The 20,294-nt window shown below is 56.4% G+C and carries 13 protein-coding genes and 1 riboswitch; of the genes, 6 read left to right on the forward strand and 7 right to left on the reverse strand.

The window, feature by feature from the left end; all coding sequences use genetic code 11:
* Positions 1-182: 182 nt before the first annotated feature.
* Both aqpZ and lysC read right to left on the reverse strand, forming a co-directional pair.
* Positions 183-875, reverse strand: coding sequence for an aquaporin Z (gene aqpZ / locus OK409_RS13120; RefSeq protein ID WP_060681510.1), 693 nt, complete (start codon positions 873-875; stop codon positions 183-185).
* 240 nt (positions 876-1,115) lie between these two features.
* Positions 1,116-2,468 (reverse strand): lysine-sensitive aspartokinase 3, encoded by a 1,353-nt coding sequence (gene lysC / locus OK409_RS13125; protein ID WP_022625207.1) that lies wholly within the window; start codon positions 2,466-2,468, stop codon positions 1,116-1,118.
* 113 nt (positions 2,469-2,581) lie between these two features.
* A riboswitch (Lysine riboswitch) is annotated at positions 2,582-2,774 on the reverse strand.
* A gap of 391 nt (positions 2,775-3,165) precedes the next feature.
* Between lysC and pgi the strand changes: the two genes are divergently transcribed.
* From pgi to OK409_RS13150, 5 genes are all read left to right on the forward strand, one after another.
* Positions 3,166-4,812 (forward strand): glucose-6-phosphate isomerase, encoded by a 1,647-nt coding sequence (gene pgi, locus OK409_RS13130; RefSeq protein WP_022625205.1) that lies wholly within the window; start codon positions 3,166-3,168, stop codon positions 4,810-4,812.
* A gap of 565 nt (positions 4,813-5,377) precedes the next feature.
* Positions 5,378-5,626 carry an exopolysaccharide production protein YjbE gene (yjbE, locus tag OK409_RS13135; protein ID WP_061901861.1) on the forward strand — a complete coding sequence of 83 codons (249 nt, stop codon included), beginning with the start codon at positions 5,378-5,380 and terminating at the stop codon, positions 5,624-5,626.
* A gap of 197 nt (positions 5,627-5,823) precedes the next feature.
* Positions 5,824-6,471 (forward strand): YjbF family lipoprotein, encoded by a 648-nt coding sequence (locus OK409_RS13140; protein WP_010672200.1) that lies wholly within the window; start codon positions 5,824-5,826, stop codon positions 6,469-6,471.
* Complete coding sequence (locus OK409_RS13145; protein WP_010252675.1) at positions 6,468-7,211, forward strand: capsule biosynthesis GfcC family protein; 744 nt, start codon at positions 6,468-6,470, stop codon at positions 7,209-7,211. Before OK409_RS13140 ends, OK409_RS13145 begins: the two co-directional genes overlap by 4 nt.
* The gene (locus tag OK409_RS13150) at positions 7,211-9,301 is read left to right on the forward strand and encodes a YjbH domain-containing protein (protein WP_062759330.1); all 2,091 of its coding nucleotides are present in this window, start codon (positions 7,211-7,213) and stop codon (positions 9,299-9,301) included. Before OK409_RS13145 ends, OK409_RS13150 begins: the two co-directional genes overlap by 1 nt.
* Before the next feature lie 286 nt (positions 9,302-9,587).
* On the opposite strand, the gene metH is transcribed toward OK409_RS13150, so the two are convergent.
* Positions 9,588-13,271: a methionine synthase gene (metH, locus tag OK409_RS13155; protein ID WP_264367141.1), complete on the reverse strand. Its 3,684-nt coding sequence runs from the start codon at positions 13,269-13,271 to the stop codon at positions 9,588-9,590.
* Between the two features lie 194 nt (positions 13,272-13,465).
* On the opposite strand from metH, the gene iclR reads away from it, so the two are divergent.
* Positions 13,466-14,293, forward strand: a complete 828-nt coding sequence (iclR, locus tag OK409_RS13160; protein WP_010252683.1) for a glyoxylate bypass operon transcriptional repressor IclR — start codon at positions 13,466-13,468, stop codon at positions 14,291-14,293.
* Here iclR and aceK read toward each other — a convergent pair.
* The 4 genes from aceK to metA form a co-directional block, all read right to left on the reverse strand.
* On the reverse strand, positions 14,268-16,016 hold the full coding sequence (aceK, locus tag OK409_RS13165; protein WP_264367133.1) for a bifunctional isocitrate dehydrogenase kinase/phosphatase: 1,749 nt from the start codon (positions 16,014-16,016) through the stop codon (positions 14,268-14,270). The genes iclR and aceK overlap by 26 nt on opposite strands.
* A gap of 62 nt (positions 16,017-16,078) precedes the next feature.
* On the reverse strand, positions 16,079-17,380 hold the full coding sequence (gene aceA / locus OK409_RS13170; protein WP_010672196.1) for an isocitrate lyase: 1,302 nt from the start codon (positions 17,378-17,380) through the stop codon (positions 16,079-16,081).
* 17 nt (positions 17,381-17,397) lie between these two features.
* Complete coding sequence (gene aceB, locus OK409_RS13175; protein ID WP_264367134.1) at positions 17,398-18,996, reverse strand: malate synthase A; 1,599 nt, start codon at positions 18,994-18,996, stop codon at positions 17,398-17,400.
* Positions 18,997-19,259: 263 nt separating this feature from the next.
* Positions 19,260-20,189 carry a homoserine O-acetyltransferase MetA gene (gene metA / locus OK409_RS13180; protein WP_010252696.1) on the reverse strand — a complete coding sequence of 310 codons (930 nt, stop codon included), beginning with the start codon at positions 20,187-20,189 and terminating at the stop codon, positions 19,260-19,262.
* Positions 20,190-20,294 lie beyond the last annotated feature (105 nt).

Genomic DNA, 20,294 nt, shown 5'->3' on the forward strand with positions numbered 1-20,294 from the left:
GCCAGACTTCCTTATAAGAATGTTATGTTTTATGCAGATTTGCCATAGAGAGTCATCATGCAGGAACGACTGCCGTGACGAAGGCCGGATCATAACATTTCATTATCATGGCGTAAGGCGAAGATAGGTCGAGGCGGGAAAATGCGGATCGACTGCTGCCGATCCGCTGAATATTAACGAAATTACGCTGCTTTTTCCTCTAAACCGCGGTAGATCAAACCACCAATCACGGCACCGATAATCGGCATTAACCAGAACATCCACAGCTGAGAGATCGCCCAGTCACCCTGGAACAGGGCTGCCGCGGTGCTGCGTGCCGGGTTAACCGAGGTATTCGTCACCGGAATGCTGATCAGGTGAATCAGGGTTAACGCCAGGCCAATCGCAATAGGTGCAAAGCCTTTCGGCGCACGTTCGCTGGTGGCACCCATGATCACAATCAGGAAGATAGCGGTCATCACTCCTTCGGCGATCATACCTGACTGCAGGCTGAAGCCGCCCGGCGAGTGTTCGCCGTAGCCATTTGCCGCAAAGCCGCTGGCCGCTGCACTGAAGTCGCCTTTACCGCTGGCGATCAGATAGAGCACCGCGCCAGCGACAATGCCGCCAGCCAGTTGCGCGATGATGTAAGGGATAGCCTGAGACGCGGGAAAACGTCCGCCTGCCACTAATCCCAGGGTCACCGCCGGGTTAAAGTGCCCGCCTGAGATGTGACCGACCGCATACGCCATGACCAGCACGCTCAGCCCGAAAGCCAGCGCCACGCCCATGAAGCCAATGCCCAGCTCCGGAAACGCAGCTGACAGCACGGCACTACCACAACCGCCGGCCACCAGCACGAAGGTACCCAGCGCCTCTGCGACTAACCTTTTCATGATATTTCCTAAATTTGGGTGAATTGATTCAGCGGCGGGATTATAAATCTGCGGAAAGGGAGCGCAATGAAAGTGCATGAAATGCGCAGAGAAAGGGGTTGCCATTTGGCAATAACAGGAAGTAACCTTATGAATTAACAGGATTTATCAGAAGTCTCGTGGCCGGGAGTAATGAAGGAGATATGAACCTTTTTTGCCGCTTTTCAGGCCGCGCTGACGCGGCCTGAATGCCACAGAAGCCTACTCGAACAGATTGCGATGCAGCGTACGTACCACGCTTTCCGCATCGTTGCCCGGCACCAGGAAGCAGAGATTGTAGCTGCTGGCACCGTAGCAAATCATCCGCAGGTTGAACGGGTCGAGCACACCAAACACCTCTTTGCCGACGCCGCACGCTTTTGACAGCTGGTTACCGATAATCGCCACCAGCGCCAGATCTTCTTCCACTTCAACCCGGCACAGCGACGAAAGTTCAGTCAGTAAAGCCTGGGTCAGCAGGCTGGCACTGGTTGAGGTCGATCCGGTGGTGTCGAGCGTCAGCGCCACGCTCACTTCGGAGGTGGTGATCAGGTCAACCGAGACGTTATGACGCGCCAGAATATTGAAGAGTTCAGCAAGAAAACCAAACGTATGCAGCATGTTAAGGCTGTGCAGCGTTAACAGCGTCTGCTTACGGCGTAACGCCAGCGCCCGAAACAGCGGCGGGTTGCGGGTTTCATTGCAGACGCGGGTTCCACCGGCTGCCGGATCCTTACTGGAACCGACAAATACCGGAATACCCCGGCGTACAGCGGGAAGCAGCGTCGCCGGGTGCAGCACTTTCGCACCGAACGTCGCCATTTCAGCGGCTTCTTCAAAAGTAATTTCATCAATACGCTTCGCCGTCGGCACCACGCGCGGATCGGTGGTGTAGATGCCCGGCACATCCGTCCAGATATCCACACGCGCCGCATTCAGCGCTTCGCCCAGCAGCGCGGCGGTGTAATCACTGCCGCCGCGACCCAGGGTGGTGGTGCGCCCTTCGCTTTCACTGCCGATGAACCCCTGAGTAATGACCAATGCCTGCTCAATGCGCGGCTGTAACTGCGCCGTCGCCTGCTCCGCCAGCACCTGTACATCCGGTACTGCCCGGCCAAAATGATCGTCGGTACGCATTACCTTGCGGACATCGAACCACTCCGCATTAACCTGGCGTTCACGCAGAATTTCCACAAACAGCAGTGATGACATCAGCTCACCGTGGCTGACCAGTTCATCGGTCAGGGCATTCGAGGTGGCCAGTGAGGCGGCTTCGGAAAGCATGCTGATATTGTCGATCATCCGATCGATTTCATCGCGGATCACTTCCGGACGCTGCAGGCGATCAACAATGGCGTACTGGATACGGCGGATATCATCAAGCAGCACAGCGCGCTGGGGAGCCTGCTGGCCTTCAGCCAGCGCAACCAGCAGATTAGTAATGCCCGCCGAAGCAGAGAGCACCACCAGACGCGTGCTGGCGTCCTGCAACACCACATCGGCGCTGCGGTTCATCGCTTCAAAATCGGCTACGCTGGTGCCGCCGAATTTTGCCACTATCAGTGTTTGAGACATGTAGGACCTCGTGTCAGGTTATCTTGTTCTCGCCGATGAAAGGGTCGAGAAACATTCTTTCAGCCAGGCACAAGGAAAGAGCAGAAACGGGCGGACAAGATCGGATAGACGAGTCACCCAGAAGCGCCCCACCTTGCGAAACGTCGACTGCAGACGTTTCTGGTGACAACCCAGAGGATTCAGCCCCTGTAGCCGACAGGCAGCACACCGCGTGCTGACCCACCTCGGCGTCGCTCCCCATCATGTGTTTTCACCGGATACGGTTCCTCCAACACACTGCCTGGGCGACGCGCCTCTTCTGGCTTGCGCACAGGTGCGCAAGTAGGCGCATAGATCTAGCCTTTTCTGGACCTGCTGTCAATGTCAGCGATGCCCGGAGCGCCGCATCAGAAAACAAATGACTCTGCGCCGCAGCGGCTACAGTGCTTAATGGGTTCAGCCCATGCAGCAATCCCTGATACGGCACAACGTTTTGCGCAGACTTTCGCGTCACACTTTACCGCGCGTTGCCTCTGCGGTCCGCCGGCTGTTCGCGCCAGTGAATGCTGGCGATAAACAGCGGCGTTCAGATCGCCTGTCCGGCGCGCGCTGACAAAATTTTTCCTTTCAGTTACAACTGTGGTCATACTGAAACGCTAAACGGGCATGATGTGCCTCCGATGGAATGACGGTTCTTAATATCAACAAGAGTGTTGCCATGAAAAATATCAATCCGACACAAACCGCAGCCTGGAAAGCGCTGCAACAGCATTTTGAGCAGATGAAGTCGGTAGAAATTGCCGATCTGTTCGCCCAGGATGCCGATCGTTTTGCCAAATTCTCTGCCACCTTTGATGATCAGATGCTGGTGGATTTCTCCAAAAACCGCATCACCCAGGAAACCCTCGATAAGTTACAGGCGCTGGCCAAAGAGACCGACCTGAGCGGTGCCATTAAGTCTATGTTCTCGGGTGAGAAGATTAACCGCACCGAAGATCGTGCGGTGCTGCACGTCGCGCTGCGTAACCGGAGTAACACGCCGATTCTGGTGGATGGCAAAGATGTGATGCCAGAGGTCAACGCGGTGCTGGATAAGATGAAAGGCTTCTCTGAGCGCATCATCAGCGGCGAATGGAAAGGCTATACCGGTAAAGCGATCACCGACGTGGTGAATATCGGTATCGGCGGCTCTGACCTCGGCCCGTTTATGGTGACTGAAGCGCTGCGCCCGTACAAAAACCATCTGAACATGCATTTTGTCTCTAACGTTGACGGCACCCACATCGCCGAAACGCTGAAAGACCTCAGCCCGGAAACCACCCTGTTCCTGGTGGCATCGAAAACCTTCACCACCCAGGAAACCATGACCAACGCCCACAGCGCGCGCGACTGGTTCCTGAAAACGGCGGGCGACCAGCAGCACGTAGCGAAACACTTTGCTGCGCTGTCGACCAACGCCAAAGCGGTGGGCGAATTTGGTATCGACACTAACAACATGTTTGAATTCTGGGACTGGGTTGGCGGCCGTTATTCTCTGTGGTCAGCGATCGGCCTGTCGATCATTCTCTCGATTGGTTTCGATAACTTCGAGCAGCTGCTGAGCGGCGCACATGCCATGGACCAGCACTTCGCCTCTGCGCCGGCTGAGCAGAACCTGCCGGTGCTGCTGGCGCTGATTGGCATCTGGTACAACAATTTCTTTGGTGCTGAAACCGAAGCGATTCTGCCTTACGACCAGTACATGCACCGCTTCGCCGCCTATTTCCAGCAGGGCAATATGGAGTCAAACGGCAAGTATGTGGATCGTGACGGTCATCCGGTGGACTACCAGACTGGCCCAATCATCTGGGGCGAACCTGGCACCAACGGTCAGCACGCGTTTTATCAGCTGATCCACCAGGGTACCAAGCTGGTTCCGTGCGACTTTATTGCGCCGGCCATTACCCATAATGCGCTCGCGGATCACCATCCGAAGCTGCTCTCTAACTTCTTTGCCCAGACTGAAGCGCTGGCGTTTGGTAAGTCACGGGACGTCGTAGAGAAAGAGTTTACCGATGCCGGTAAATCTGCAGAGTCTGTGGCCCATATCGTGCCGTTCAAGGTGTTTGAAGGTAACCGCCCGACTAACTCCATCCTGCTGCGTGAGATTACCCCTTACAGCCTGGGCGCGCTGATTGCCCTGTATGAGCACAAAATCTTCACTCAGGGTGCCATCCTGAATATCTTCACTTTCGATCAGTGGGGTGTGGAATTAGGTAAGCAGCTGGCGAACCGTATTCTGCCGGAACTGGAAAACGAGGACGAAGTTACCACTCACGACAGCTCCACTAATGCCTTAATTAACCGCTATAAATCCTGGCGTTAATCGGCGTTAATTTCATCGGGCGGCCACTTTGCCGCCCTTTTTTTGACTGTTTTTACATCTGAATGGGCTGTTTATATCGTTGGAGAGCATGGGTTGTCAGGGAAAAGTCTTAAAATAACCTAAGATAATTCTGAACATCGATGCGCTGAACGGGCCAGCATAAAGTATAAAATGGTCCTGAAATCGGGTAATCTCTATTGTTAGCTATTGATTCATAATCATATTCAGTTTCAGCAATCCTGAGTAAATTCTGATTATTCTTATTCCGTACCAGATATTAATAAAAAAGAACATTACGCTTTGCAATTGATTCGCCAGTAGCGAAATATCTGGCATCAGCCCGAAATATTCCGATATAAAAAGTAGTTATCCCCAATCCAGCTAATTAAATCACGTGTCCACCCCGCTATTCACCCTGGTTTTTCCGGTGCTGAACTCTGGTATTTTGTTGCCCTATACTGAACGCGCCCGCAATGGGACTGTCCGTCGATTTTGCCGCAGTCTGACTGCGTTGCAACCTCAGCGGACAGAGATCCTTCATTCACTCAATGCAGGAAACGCTGTTATGAAAAAAACTATGGTTGCCGGTGCAGCCTTGATCTTGGTTGCCGTCTCTTCCAGCGCATTTGCTGCGCCGGAAGAAGCTGGTACCGCAGCTGGCGCGCAGGCGGGAGCAATCTCTGCTGGCACGTCGACCGCTGTGGGTATCGGTGCACTTGGCGCGCTGGTCGGGCTCGGCATTGCCGCTTCTGGCGGTGGTGACGGTGCAAATACCGGTACAACAACCACGACCACGACGAGCACCACTCGTTGATGGATGCCCGACCCCCGTCTGATTGCTGATCTGCAGCAAACGGGCAGAGGCTGAACCACTGACTTCGGTGAGTGAGGACGCTGAGCCACGTAACCTGTATTTCTGCAGCCGGAACGGGACGGGCAGAGCACCTTTAAACATAACCACACGCCTGTGTGGTTATTTTTTACTTTGGCATGACTTATCAGGGACACACAGTGCGCCAACTTCCTCTGCTGCTCGCTTGCCTGCTGCTGCAGGCCTGTACACAAACGCAAAAAGGTCTTGAACAGACTCTGCTGCTTGCGGTTAACGGCCCGGACGACGTGACCGTTACCGATCAACAGGTCAACAATCTTCCCTATGCCAGTCTCTATGCTCGCCTGAATGAAGGTCCGCGCATTTTTGTAGTGCTCGGCTACAACGAGAAAGGTCAGCAGAAATGGGTGACACAGGATCAGGCGATGCTGGTGACACAGCATGGCCGCCTGGTTAAAACCCTGGGCTTGCCGGATAACCTGCTTAGCGTCAGCAATCTGCAACAGGATCCGCTCGCTGACAGCCTGCATATCAGCAACGGTGCAGGCTGGACCCGCATCGTGCAGTGGACCGAACAGGGCAAGGTTCGCGGCGCGACTGTGCGTTCAACCTTCCAGCGCGGCACCGACGAAGTCCTGACCGTGGCGGGCAACCGCATTCCGTGCCGCGTCTGGCATGAGCAGGTGAGCATCGACAGCAGTAACCGCGAGTGGGAAAACACCTTCTGGATCGATAACAGCAGCGGCGATGTGGTGCAGGCCCATCAGATGCTGGCGGCAGACGCCTTCCCTGTAGATATCACTATTCTGAAGCCGGCGAAATCATGAAAAAAATCACTTTTTTGCTGGCCGGGCTGAGCCTGTTCAGCGCCGCAGAAGCGCAGGCAACTGCGCAGGTTATCGTTCATGCACCGCACAACGGCGGTCAGGCTGAGCTGAGCCAGGTCGCGGATCTCTCCCAGCTGGTGACTCTGCCTCCACTGCAGGTCAACACTGACTGGCGTGCGACCTTTATTGCCGAGCGCGGCGCCAGCGCAGTGGCACAGCAGCACTATCAACAGACGCTGGGCGCGTTACGTGCCTGGCGTGCCGACAGCAGCGGCGATCGGGCGGCGGCCATTGATGAGGTGATCCGCCAGCTGAGCGCCATCAAAGTAGCAGGTCGCCAGTTCACGTCGCTCGACCCGGACTGGATCCGTCTGCATCCGGCTGACAACCGTCGGCTGGAAGGCAGCTATGACCTCTATCTGCAGGCCCCCTCCGATTCTGTGCTGCTGCTCGGCGCGCTGAGCGGCGCTGGCAAAGTGAGCTGGCAGCCGGGTAAATCAGTACGCGACTATCTGGATGGTCATGACGCACTCTCCGGGGCAGAACGCAATTTTGTCACCGTGATTGCACCTTCAGGCGCCACACAGCAGGTGCCGGTTGCCTACTGGAATCATCGCCACGCGGAAGTGGAGCCAGGCAGCATTATCTGGCTCGGCTTTTCGTCATGGAGCCTGCCAGGCAGCTATGAAGATCTTAATGAACGCATCCTTTCCGTACTGACTCACCGGATACCAGACTGATGAAAAAACGTTATCTCTTCAGCCTGTTGGCTGTTTCCGTGGCGGCAGCCTGTCAGGCGCAGGCTGACACCTGGCCCGAGCCGGTGGGCCCTTCACAATCCGATTTCGGCGGCGTGGGTCTGATGCAGGTGCCGACGGCGCGCATGGCCAAAGAGGGCGAGTTCAGCCTCAACGCGCGCGACAACGATCAGTACCGATACTACTCCGCGTCACTGCAGCTCTTTCCCTGGCTGGAGACCACTGTGCGGTATACCGACGTGCGCACCCGTCAGTACAGTGCGGTCTCAGAATTCAGCGGCACGCAGAGCTATAAAGATAAAGCCTTCGACCTGAAACTCCGTCTGTGGCAGGAGGGCTTCTGGCTGCCGGAAGTGGCGGTGGGAACCCGCGATCTGGGCGGTACCGGTCTGTTCGACAGCGAATACCTGGTGGCGACCAAAGCATGGGGACCGTTCGACTTTACCCTGGGGCTTGGCTGGGGCTATCTCGGCAATAGCGGCACCGTGAAGAACCCCTTCTGCTCATACAGCGACAGCTATTGCCAGCGTCCGCAGGTGGGCGAAGCGGGTTCAATCAACGGCTCGCAGATGTTCCACGGTCCGACGGCGCTGTTTGGCGGCGTGGAGTATCAGACGCCCTGGCAGCCGCTGCGCCTTAAAATGGAGTATGAGGGCAACGACTACCAGAATGACTTTGCTGGCCGCCTTGAGCAGCGCAGCAAGCTCAACGTCGGCGCGATTTATCGCGTAACCGACTGGGCTGACATCAACGCCAGCTACGAACGCGGTAACACCTTTATGTTTGGTGTCACCATTCGCACCAACTTCAACGATCTGCGTCAGGCGCACATCGACAGCGAGAAGCCTTCCTACAATCCGCAGCCGCAACCTAAGTTGCTGGAGCCGACGGTGGTGGGCACTCAGCTGACCGATCTGAAATACAATGCCGGTCTTGATGGTCCGCGTATTCAGACTCAGGGTCACACGATCTATGTGTCAGGCGAGCAGACGAAGTATCGCGATACCCGTGAAGGGGTGGATCGTGCGAACCGCATCATCATGAACCACCTGCCTGACGGCATCGACACCATCAATGTCACCGAGTCGCGCTTTAACATGCCACAGGTGACGACTGAGACGCAGGTCGCCAGCCTGCGTAACAATCTGGAAGGCTATCCGCTGGGCCATGAGCAGCCACTGCAACAGACCCGCAAAGAACCGGTCGATCCGGGTACCACTGAGCAGGGGATGTTTATCCGTCAGGATCGCCTGAACTACAGTCTGTCGCCGGTGCTGAATCAGTCGGTGGGCGGCCCGGAAAGCTTCTATATGTATCAGGTCGGCGTAATGGCTAACGCTGATTACTGGCTGACGGATCACCTGCTGGTGGGCGGTAGTCTGTTTGGTAACCTCGCCAACAACTACGACAAGTTCAACTACAACGGCGCACCGGCGGACTCTTCGCTGCCGCGCGTGCGTACCCATATCCGCGACTACGTTGAGAACAACGTCTACGTTAACGATCTGCAGGCGAACTATATGGGCCACCTCGGTAACGGCTTCTATGGTCAGGTTTACGGCGGGTACCTGGAGACGATGTATGGCGGCGTGGGTGGCGAGCTGCTCTATCGTCCGGTCGATGCGAACTGGGCGGTGGGCGTCGATGCCAACTATGTCCGTCAGCGTGACTGGGACAACATGATGCAGTTCAATCGCTACAAAGCCTCAACCGGCAACCTGACGGGTTACTGGCGTCCATGGTTCATGCAGGATGTACTGGTGAAAACCAGCGTCGGTCAGTATCTGGCGAAAGATAAAGGTGTGACGGTCGATGTGTCGAAGCGCTTCGACAGCGGCGTGATGGTGGGTGTCTATGCCACCAAAACCAACGTCTCGTCTGAAGAGTATGGCGAAGGCGACTTCACCAAAGGCTTCTATATCTCTATCCCAATGGATCTGTTCACCGTGACGCCAACGCGCGGTCGCGCGCAGGTGAACTGGGTGCCGCTGACGCGTGATGGCGGTCAGATGCTGGGTCGCAAGTACCAGTTGTATGATCTGACGTCCGATCGCGACGCGCGCTTTAACTAAGCAGATGGCGGCCTCAGGGCCGTTTCATGCGGTTAACAGAAAGCAGGCTCAGGGAGCATACGCCTGAAGCAAAGCATAGCAATGAGATCGCGCCTGCTCAGGGAACCCGGTCAGATCGGAAAGGCGCTAATGCCATCCCTGGCCGCTCGGCCCGCGCCGTCCCTGGCGCGGGACGTTTTCCTCCTCTGACCGGGTTCCCTGCGCGTTGAGTTTCTTCATTGCTGCCAGATTTAACCGGAGCTGGATTTGTCAGCAGTCTGAAGCGGCCCTCAGGCCGCTTTTTTACTTAGTCCGCGTCGTAGCCGAGATTCGGCGCCAGCCAGCGCTCCACTTCTGTGACCGACATCCCTTTGCGTGCCGCATAATCTTCCACCTGGTCACGCTGGATCTGCGCCACGGCGAAATAGCGGCTGTCAGGATGGCTGAAGTACCAGCCAGAGACTGACGCGCCCGGCCACATGGCAAAGGATTCGGTGAGCTTCATGCCGGTCTGTTCTTCCACCGCCAGCAGACGCCAGATGGCGGCTTTCTCAGTGTGCTCCGGGCAGGCCGGATAGCCTGGTGCCGGACGTATCCCCTGATAATTTTCCCGAATCAGCTCTTCATTGCTGAGATTTTCGTTGGGCGCGAAGCCCCAGATCACCTTACGTACCCGCTCGTGCAGGTATTCGGCAAAGGCTTCCGCCAGACGGTCAGCCAGCGCTTTCACCATGATCTTGTTGTAGTCGTCATGCTGACGATCGTACGCCTCCGCCAGCGCATCCTCTTCCAGCCCGCCGGTCACCGCGAAAGCACCGAGATAGTCCGCTTTGCCGCTCGATTTCGGGGCCACGAAATCCGCCAGACAGTAGTTGGCGAAGTCGGTTTTTTCGGTCTGCTGGCGTAAGTGATGACTCACACACAAAATCTCATCACGCCGCTCATCACTGTAGAGATGAATATCATCGCCGACCCGGTTAGCCGGAAAAATACCGACCACGCCACGTGGCTTCAGCAGCGACTGCTGGCTTAATCTGTCGAGCATCGCATTGGCATCGGCAAACAGACGCTGCGCCTCTTCACCCACCACCTCATCTTCCATGATGCGGGGATATTTGCCCGCCAGCGACCAGGTCATAAAGAATGGCGTCCAGTCGATGTAGTTGCGCAGCGTTTCAATGCTGGCCTCCACCTGACTGACCCCGGGACGATGCGGCACGGGTGGCGTGTAACTCTCCCAGTCAATTGAGGTGGCGTTATCGCGCGCCGCCTGCAGCGAGACCGGCGGCGTGCGCGGCTTTTTGCGTGCATGCTGAATGCGCACGGTCTCGTACTCTTTGCGGGTTCGGGCGACGAAATCCTCTTTTAACGTGGAGGAAAGCAGCGACGACACCACGCCAACGGTGCGTGAGGCGTTCTGCACGTAGACCGTCGGGCCACTGTAATGCTGCTCAATTTTGACAGCGGTATGCGCCTTCGAGGTGGTCGCGCCGCCAATCAGCAGCGGTAAGGTAAAGCCCTGACGCTCCATCTCTTTCGCCATGTTGACCATCTCATCCAGCGACGGCGTAATCAGGCCTGATAAGCCGATGATGTCCGCATTCACTTCGCGCGCCGTTTTAAGAATTTTTTCACCCGGCACCATCACGCCAAGGTCAATGATTTCGTAGTTATTACACTGCAGCACCACGCCGACAATATTTTTCCCGATGTCGTGTACGTCGCCTTTGACCGTGGCCAGCACGATTTTACCGTTGCTGCGCCCCGCCTCTTTGCTGGCTTCGATAAAGGGCTCCAGATACGCCACCGCCTGCTTCATCACGCGCGCCGATTTCACCACCTGCGGCAGGAACATCTTGCCCTCACCGAACAGGTCACCGACGACGTTCATGCCGGACATCAGCGGGCCTTCAATCACCTCTATCGGCCGTGGTACCTGCTGGCGCGCCTCTTCGGTATCCTGCTCAATAAACTCGGTGATCCCCTTGACCAGCGAATACTCCAGCCGTTTCACCACGTCCCAGCTGCGCCATTCCGCGAGCTGTTTTTCCTGCGAGCCATCGCTTTTGCCGCCACGGTATTTCTCCGCCAGCGCCAGCAGCCGCTCGGTGCCATCATCCCGCCGGTTAAGAATCACATCCTCTACCGCCTCGCGCAGTTCTGCCGGCAAATCATCATAAATCGCCAGCTGGCCTGCGTTGACGATGCCCATATCCATGCCTTTACGGATGGCGTAATAGAGAAAGACGGCATGTATCGCTTCACGCACCGGATCGTTGCCACGGAATGAAAACGATACGTTGGAGACGCCGCCGGAGATCATCGCATGGGGCAGCTCGCGCTTGATATCTTCGCAGGCACCAATGAAATCCATGGCGTAGTTGTTGTGTTCGTCGATGCCGGTGGCGACCGCAAAGATGTTGGGGTCGAAGATAATATCTTCCGGCGGGAAGCCGACCTGTTCGGTGAGGATCCGGTAAGCACGGCGGCAGATCTCAATTTTTCGGGCGCGGGTATCCGCCTGACCCACTTCGTCAAACGCCATGACCACCATCGCCGCGCCGTAACGCCGGACCTGACGCGCATGATGAATAAAGGCCGCTTCACCCTCTTTCATCGAAATTGAGTTCACGATCCCTTTGCCCTGAATGCACTGCAACCCTTTCTCAATCACCTCCCATTTTGAGGAGTCGATCATGATCGGCACGCGGGCAATATCGGGTTCGCCAGCAATCAGATTCAGAAAGCGTACCATCGCCGCCTCGGCGTCGAGCATGCCTTCATCCATGTTGATATCGATGATCTGCGCGCCGCTCTGCACCTGCTGCAGCGCCACTTCCAGCGCTTCGTTATACTTCTCTTCTTTGATCAGCCGTTTAAATTTTGCCGAGCCGGTGACGTTGGTGCGCTCACCGACGTTAACAAACAGTGACTCTGCGGTGATGTTAAGCGGCTCCAGACCGGAGAGACGGCAGGCCACCGGGATCGTCGGCAACTGACGCGGTGCAACGCCTTCAACCGCCGCCACCATGGCAGCGATATGTTGCGGTGTGGTGCCACAGCAGCCGCCGATAATGTTCAGGAATCCGGCGGTGGCCCATTCACCAATCTGCTGCGCCATCAGTTCCGCATCCAGATCATATTCGCCAAAGGCATTGGGCAGACCGGCGTTGGGATGGGCGGTCACGTAGCCTTCAGCGATGCGCGACAGTTCCGCCACATACTGACGAAGTTCGTCGGGTCCCAGCGCGCAGTTCAGGCCAAAAGAGAGCGGTTCGGCGTGACGCAGCGAGTTGTAAAAAGCTTCGGTGGTCTGGCCGGAGAGCGTTCGGCCGGAGGCGTCGGTGATAGTGCCGGAGATCATCAGCGGCAGCGCCACGCCCAGCGCTTCCATCTCGGTCTGCACCGCATAGACGGCTGCTTTGGCATTCAGCGTATCGAACACCGTTTCAATCATGATGATGTCGGACCCGCCCTCCACCAGCGCGCGGGTCGATTCGCGGTACGCCTCCACCAGCTGATTAAAAGTGACGTTACGGTAGGCAGGATCGTTAACATCGGGTGAGATCGAGCAGGTGCGGTTGGTCGGGCCGAGCACACCCGCAACATAACGCGGACGATCCGGCGTTTTCGCCGTCCACGCATCGGCGCAGGCCCGCGCCAGGCGGGCCGCTTCAAAATTGATCTCCGCCGATAAACGTTCCATCTGGTAATCCGACATCGCAATCGACGTGGCGTTAAAGGTGTTGGTTTCGAGGATATCCGCACCCGCCGCCAGATAGGCGTCGTGGATCTCGCGGATCACCGCCGGTTTACTCAGCACCAGCAGATCGTTGTTGCCTTTGAGATCGCAGGGCCAGTCAGCAAAACGGCTGCCGCGATAATCCTCTTCTTCCAGCTTATAGCTCTGGATCATGGTGCCCATACCCCCATCCAGCACCATAATGCGTTGTGCGAGCTGCTGTTTTAACGCGTCGATTTTATTGCTCACTGTTGCCCCATTCACGTCAGTCTGCTGGCGGAAAAGCCCGTTTTTCATTCTGGCACAAGCTGGTCAGGCGACAAAGTAACCTCGACTGAGAGTTTTTCAGGTCACGGCTGTACAGGTCTGACCAGAAAACCAGCGTTTGCAATGCGCGTGATTAAAACGAAAATGATTTCCACAATGCAAAAGGAGAAACAATGATGGCAACGCCGGTTCCTGTTAAGCGCGGCAAGAAACCCCGTGGCACCCCTGTCGCCGCACCCGCGGGCGGTCAGGTGCAATCGCTGACCCGCGGCCTGACGCTGCTGGAGCTGATTGCTGACTCACATGGCAGCGTAGCGCTGACCGAGCTGGCTCAGCAGGCGGGTTTGCCTAACTCCACCACGCATCGCCTGCTCAGCACCATGCAGCAGCAGGGTTTTGTCCGGCAGGTGGGCGATCTCGGGCTGTGGACGATCGGCGCACACGCCTTCGTGGTCGGCAGCAGTTTCCTGCAGAGCCGTAACCTGCTGGCGCTGGTACACCCGGTGCTGCGTAGCCTGATGGAGCAGTCCGGTGAAACGGTGAATCTGGCGGTGCTGGATCTCAGCGATCACCAGGCGGTGATCATTGATCAGGTGCAGTGTACCCAGCTGATGCGAATGTCCGCGCCGATTGGCGGCAAGCTGCCGATGCATGCGTCTGGCGCAGGCAAAGCGTTCCTGGCCCATCTGGGCGATGAGCAGGTCACCGCCCTGCTGCATCAGAAAGGATTGCATTACTACACGCCGAAAACCCTGATGTCGCCGCAGAGTCTGAAAGAGAATCTGGCGCTGGTGCGCAAAGCGGGCTTCTCATTTGATGATGAAGAACATGCGCTTGGACTGCGTTGTGTCGCCGCGCCAATCTATGACGAACATGGCGAGGCGTTTGCCGCGCTCTCCATCTCCGGCCCCATCGCCCGCATGACTGACGATCGGATTACTGAATTAGGTGCACTGGTCATCCGCGAAGCGCGCCAGGTTACGCTGGCGTACAGCGGTCGTTAACGGTTTCTGCGCCGTAGCAGACGCTGAAACGCTGCGTCTGCCGCCAGGCGATCACCTCTTCCACATGGCCCTGGGCGATGCGCTGCTGCTGCGCGCGCCACCAGCGGGCGTCGAATATCTCCGGATGCAGTTGTAACAGCAATGCGCCGGTAGCGGCTTCACTGCATAACGCATAGCGGAAGGTTTCCGGGAAGACATCGTCCGGCCCGACGCTGTACCAGGGCTCGGCGCTGAGTTCATCCTCCTCATAGCGCGCCGCGGGCACCTCCCGGAAGTGCAGCTCCTGCATCGGGCGAATCTCATCGTAATCGTAAAAAATCACCCGGCCATGGCGGGTGATGCCGAAGTTTTTAAACAGCATGTCTCCGGGAAAGATATTGGCCGCCGCCAGCTGTCGGATGGCATTGCCATACTCTTCAATCGCGTGACGCCGCTCTGCGGCATTCGCCTGGGCCAGGTAGAGATTAAGCGGCTGCATACGGCGCTCCAGCCACAGGTGACGAATAATCAGGCGATCGCCTTCGATATGCAGCTTCTCAGCCACGCAGGCGTGGAGTTCTGCCAGCAGCGCCGGTGAGATGCGCGACAGCGGCAGCGCAAACTGCTCGAACTCCTGCGTATCCGCCATACGTCCCACGCGATCGTGCTCTTTGACCTGCTGATAACAGGCGCGGACCTGCGCTTCCGTCACCTCTTTTTGCGGCGCGAAGCGATCCCTGATGACCTTGAACACCCAGTCAAAGCCCGGCAGCGTGAAGACCAGCATCACCATGCCGCGCACGCCGGGTGCGATCTCAAAGGCCGTCTCATTCTCTGCCAGCGCCTGAAGATACTCGCGATAGCTCTCGGTTTTACCGTGCTTCTGGCAGCCAATCGCCATATAGCGCTCCGCCAGGGTTTTGCCAGGCAGAATCGGTTGCAGCCAGGCAACCAGCGCCGCAGGCACCGGCGCATAAACCATGAAATAGGCGCGGGCAAAACCAAAGACAATGCTGGCGTCATTCACATCGGTCAGACAGGTGTCGATCCACAGTTCGCCCGTTTCACTGCGCTGGATCGGCAGCAGACAGGGCAAGATGCCTTCCGGCAGATGCAGCCGCGCCACCAGCCAGGCGGTTTTGTTACGATAGAAGAGTTCACTGTTAACCTCGAGCCAGCCCTGGTTCAGCCGGGGAAAATGCGACTGCAGGTGGCGGACAATCCAGCCGACGTCGCGAGCGCGCTGCTGCCACGGCAACGTCAGCGGTAAATCGCTCAACACCTGATCCACCAGTGCCAGCCAGCCCCGCTCCGGCTGATAACGGCGCGATAACGGGCGCAAAGGTGTGACCGGTGCGGTCAGGGATTGAGAGCTGAAGATAAACAGCCGGTCAGGCTGCAGATCGGCATGTCCATGTAACCGGCAGTAGACAGAATTAAAGAAGCTTTCGGCAATTTCATGCCGTGGATAGCCGGGCAGCTGGCTTTGATAGTGGTCCTTAACCCGCAGCCAGAACATCTCATCCCAGCTGGCCGCACCGTTCAGCACCCGCAATTGATCGGCAACCAGGCTGACGTGATGATCATAGAGATGAATGCGGGCCTTCATGGCATGCTGCACCGCCTGCCATTCCGCCTGCTCAAACCGCTGCTGCGCGCCAGCAGTGATGTCGAGAAAGCGACCATACTGTGCATCAAAACCCTGCAGGATAGTGTGGGCGATCAATGATTCGCGTGGCGGCATAATCAGCTCCGGTAAACGCCCGCCCGCGGTTTTCGGACGGGGAATCAGTCAGAGGAAAAGGGTCAGAACTGATGCTCTTCGGTCGAACCGGTGAGCGCGGTGACCGAGGACTTACCGCCCTGAATGATATTGGTTACCTGATCAAAATAGCCGGTGCCCACCTCCTGCTGATGCGAAGAGAAGCTGTAACCGCGATCGCGGGCAGCGAACTCAGGTTGCTGAACCTTTTCAACATAGTGACGCATCCCTTCGCCCTGGGCGTAGGCGTGGGCCAGATCAAACATGTTGAACCACATGCTGTGGATGCCCGCCAGCGTGATGAACTGGAAGCGATAGCCCATGTCGCTGAGCGCCTGCTGAAACTTCGCGATGGTGCGATCGTCGAGGTTCTTCTTCCAGTTGAACGACGGTGAACAGTTGTAGGCCAGCAGCTTGCCGGGGAAACGGGCATGAATGGCGTCGGCAAAGCGCTGCGCCATCGCCAGATCCGGCGTTGAGGTTTCACACCACAGGATGTCAGCATAAGGTGCATAGGCCAGCCCGCGACTGATCGCCTGTTCAATGCCGGCGTGGGTGCGGAAGAAGCCTTCTGCCGTCCGGTCGCCCTGGATAAAGGGACGATCGTATTCATCGCAATCTGATGTAATCAGGTCAGCAGCGTCGGCATCAGTTCGTGCCAGCAGCACGGTTGGCACGCCCATCACATCGGCAGCCAGCCGTGCCGCCACCAGTTTCTGAATGGCTTCCTGAGTCGGTACCAGAACTTTGCCGCCCATGTGACCGCATTTTTTTACCGCCGCCAGCTGATCTTCGAAGTGGACGGCCGCCGCGCCCGCCTGAATCATCGCCTTCATCAGCTCATACGCATTCAGCACGCCGCCAAAACCAGCTTCAGCATCGGCCACAATCGGCAGGAAGAAATCGGTGTGCCGGCTGTCCCCCGCTTCAATGCCGCTGGACCACTGAATCTGATCGGCGCGCTGAAAGGTCTGATTAATGCGCGTCACCACTTCCGGCACCGAGTTCACCGGGTAGAGCGACTGATCGGGATACATCTGGCCCGCCACGTTGGCATCCGCCGCTACCTGCCAGCCAGAAAGGTAGATCGCTTCGATGCCCGCTTTGGCCTGCTGCAGTGCCTGCCCGCCGCTCAGCGCACCCAGGCTATTGATATACCCTTTCTTCGCCTCGCCATTCAGCAACGCCCATAATTTTTCCGCACCGCGCTCTGCCAGTGTACAGGCGGGCAAGACCGAGCCGCGCAGATTGACGACCTCTGCTGCGCTGTAAGGGCGGGTAATGCCCTGCCAGCGTGCGGTCTGCCAGAGTTGTTCCAGTTGATCGATCTGTTGAGTACGTGTCATGGCAATAGCTCCTCTGTTCAGGGGATCAGGCGATAGCCTGGCAGGGTAAGAAAGGAAACCAGCTCGCGCTCGGTGGTGATCTGAGCCATCAGCTGCGCCGCGTCGTCATAGCGACCGGCGCTGAAGTGGGCTTCGCCCAGCGCGTTTTGCAGCAGATGCAGCTCTTCGTTAAGCCAGCGCAGAAACAGTTCAGCTGTGACCTGCTGGCCGTTGTTCAGCATTTTCTGATGATGAATCCATTGCCAGATTGAGGTGCGTGCGATCTCAGCGGTGGCGGCATCCTCCATCAGTCCGTCAATCGGGACACAGCCGTTACCGCTGATCCACGCTTCCAGATATTGCAGCGCAACACGGATGTTGGCGCGCATACCGGCTTCGGTGCGCTCACCCTGGCAGGGCGCCAGCAACTGCTCCGCTGTGATCGGCGCATCCTCTTCCCGCATGACCTGCAGCTGGTTTGGCCGGTCGCCCAGCGCAGCGTTGAAGACCGCCATCGCGGTATCTGCCAGACCAGGATGAGCAATCCAGGTGCCGTCATGCCCGTTACCTGCCTCCCGCTGCTTATCTTCCGTCACGCGCTGCAGTACCCAGGCATTGCGCGTGGGATCTTTAGCGGGGATCAGCGCTGACATCCCGCCCATCGCAAAAGCCCCCCGCCGATGACAGGTTTTAATCAGCAGTCGCGAATAAGCGTTTAGGAACGGCTGAGACATGGTGACGGACTGGCGATCCGGCAGCACGCGATCCGCATGCTGTTTAAGGGTTTTGATATAGCTGAAGATGTAATCCCAGCGGCCACAGTTGAGGCCAACAATGTGATCGCGCAGATTCCACAGGATCTCATCCATCTGAAACACGGCGGGTAAGGTTTCGATCAGGACAGTGGCTTTGATCGTGCCACGCGGCAGATCGAACTGATCCTCGCTGAAACTGAAGATCTCACGCCACCAGGCGATCTCCTGCCAGCTCTCGGTTTTCGGCAGATAGAAATAAGGCCCGCTGCCTTTGGCCAGTAACGGCCGGACGTTGTGGAAGAAATAGAGCGCGAAATCAAACAGCCCGCCCGGAATTGCCTTCCCCTGCCAGCTGACATGTTTTTCTGACAGATGCAGACCACGCACCCGGCACATCAGTACCGCAGGGGTAGCGCCGAGCTGATAAATTTTGCCTTTGTCGCTGGTATAACTCAGGGCGCCCTGTACTGCTTCGCGCAGTGTCAGCTGCCCTTCAATCAACTTCGACCACTCCGGAGAGAGCGAATCCTCAAAGTCGGCCATAAAGACTTTAACGTTTGAGTTCAGGGCGTTAATCACCATTTTCCGATCGGGTGGGCCGGTGATCTCGACCCGACGATCTTCTAAATCTGCCGGAATAGATTGAATACGCCATTCACTGGCTCTTATGGAAGCCGTTTCCATATTGAAGTCTGGCAGATAGCCCTGGTCATATTGCTGCTGACGCTGCTGGCGAGCCGATAACAGCACTTCGCGTTGCGGTGCAAAGCGTGCGACCAGAGACTCTAAAAAAGAAACAGCCTCGGGCGTTAACAGCTGCTGTTCTGCATGGCTAAAGGGCTGGCTGAAAATCAGGGTATGGCTGATCACTGAGTCTGTCATGCTGGCGTTCTCCTGTATTCAAAGGATCGAAAGCAGCGGATCCACACGGTGTTTATTTTGTGAGCTACAGGATCAGAGCATAAGCATTTATTTTTTTAAATCAAAAACTATTTCCATTTTTAAATATAAATTAACCTATCCTTATGTTTTATCTGCAATAAAACTTTAATCCATTAAAGGAATCGCTTTCAGTTAACGTTTTAAAGGCGAAAAAAAACCGTGTTGCCATCGGCTAACACGGTTCAGTTGATCTTCAGACAGGACTATTCCAGCGTTGGGTTCATGTGACGCAGATCGAACGGCGTGATCTGGTAAACGTAGTAGTTGAGCCAGTTCGAGAACAGCAGATTGCCGTGACTGCGCCAGGTGGCGCGGGGTGGCAATACCGGATTATCCTGCGGGAAATAGTTATAAGGGACTTCCGGATTCACCCCCGCTTCATAATCGCGATGGTACTCACCAGACAACGTCAGGGCATCATATTCCGGGTGACCGGTAACAAACACCAGACGTTTGTCTTTACTCGCCATCAGATAGGCACCGGTTTGTTCCGATTCAGCAAACAGCTCAAGATCGGTGTAATCCGTTATCAAATGAGTGGGAAAATCAGCATAGCGTGAGTGCGGTGCGAGGAAATTATCATCAAAACCGCGGGTCAGTAACGCATGGGGATGCAGTATCTGATGTTCATAGACGCCAGACAGTTTGTTATGCCGGGTTTGCTTGGGGATACCATACAGAATGTTAAGCGCGGCCTGAACCGCCCAACAGACAAACAGGGTTGAGGTGACATGCTCATTGGCCCAGTGCAGAACGCGCTGAATCTGTGGCCAGTAAGCGACATCATTAAAATCAACCAGCCCGAGTGGTGCACCTGTCACGATTAAGCCATCGTAGTTATCATGCTGGATATCTTCAAAATTGCAGTAGAAGTTGTTGAGGTGCTCAGTGGGCGTATTGCGTGACTCGCGGCTGTCGATGCGCAGCAGCTGAATATCGATCTGTAAGGGCGAGTTGGAAAGCAGACGCAGAAACTGATTCTCCGTTTCGATCTTTTTCGGCATCAGATTCAGTATGAGCACTTTAAGCGGGCGGATCTCCTGAACACTGGCGCGCGACGATGTCATCACAAAGACATTTTCGTCACGCAAAAAATTCACTGCCGGTAATTCGTCGGGAACCCTGATTGGCATAACCTGCTCACCTCTTACAACCATATAAACGTTTAGACATCTGGATGCCCAACATTAGCTTGTTCGTTGTAAGATGTCGAGGTTTGATGCAGAAAATGAAAATGT

The sequence above is a fragment of the Pantoea sp. RG18 genome, from assembly GCF_025910075.1.
Classification (GTDB): Bacteria; Pseudomonadota; Gammaproteobacteria; order Enterobacterales; family Enterobacteriaceae; genus Pantoea; species Pantoea agglomerans.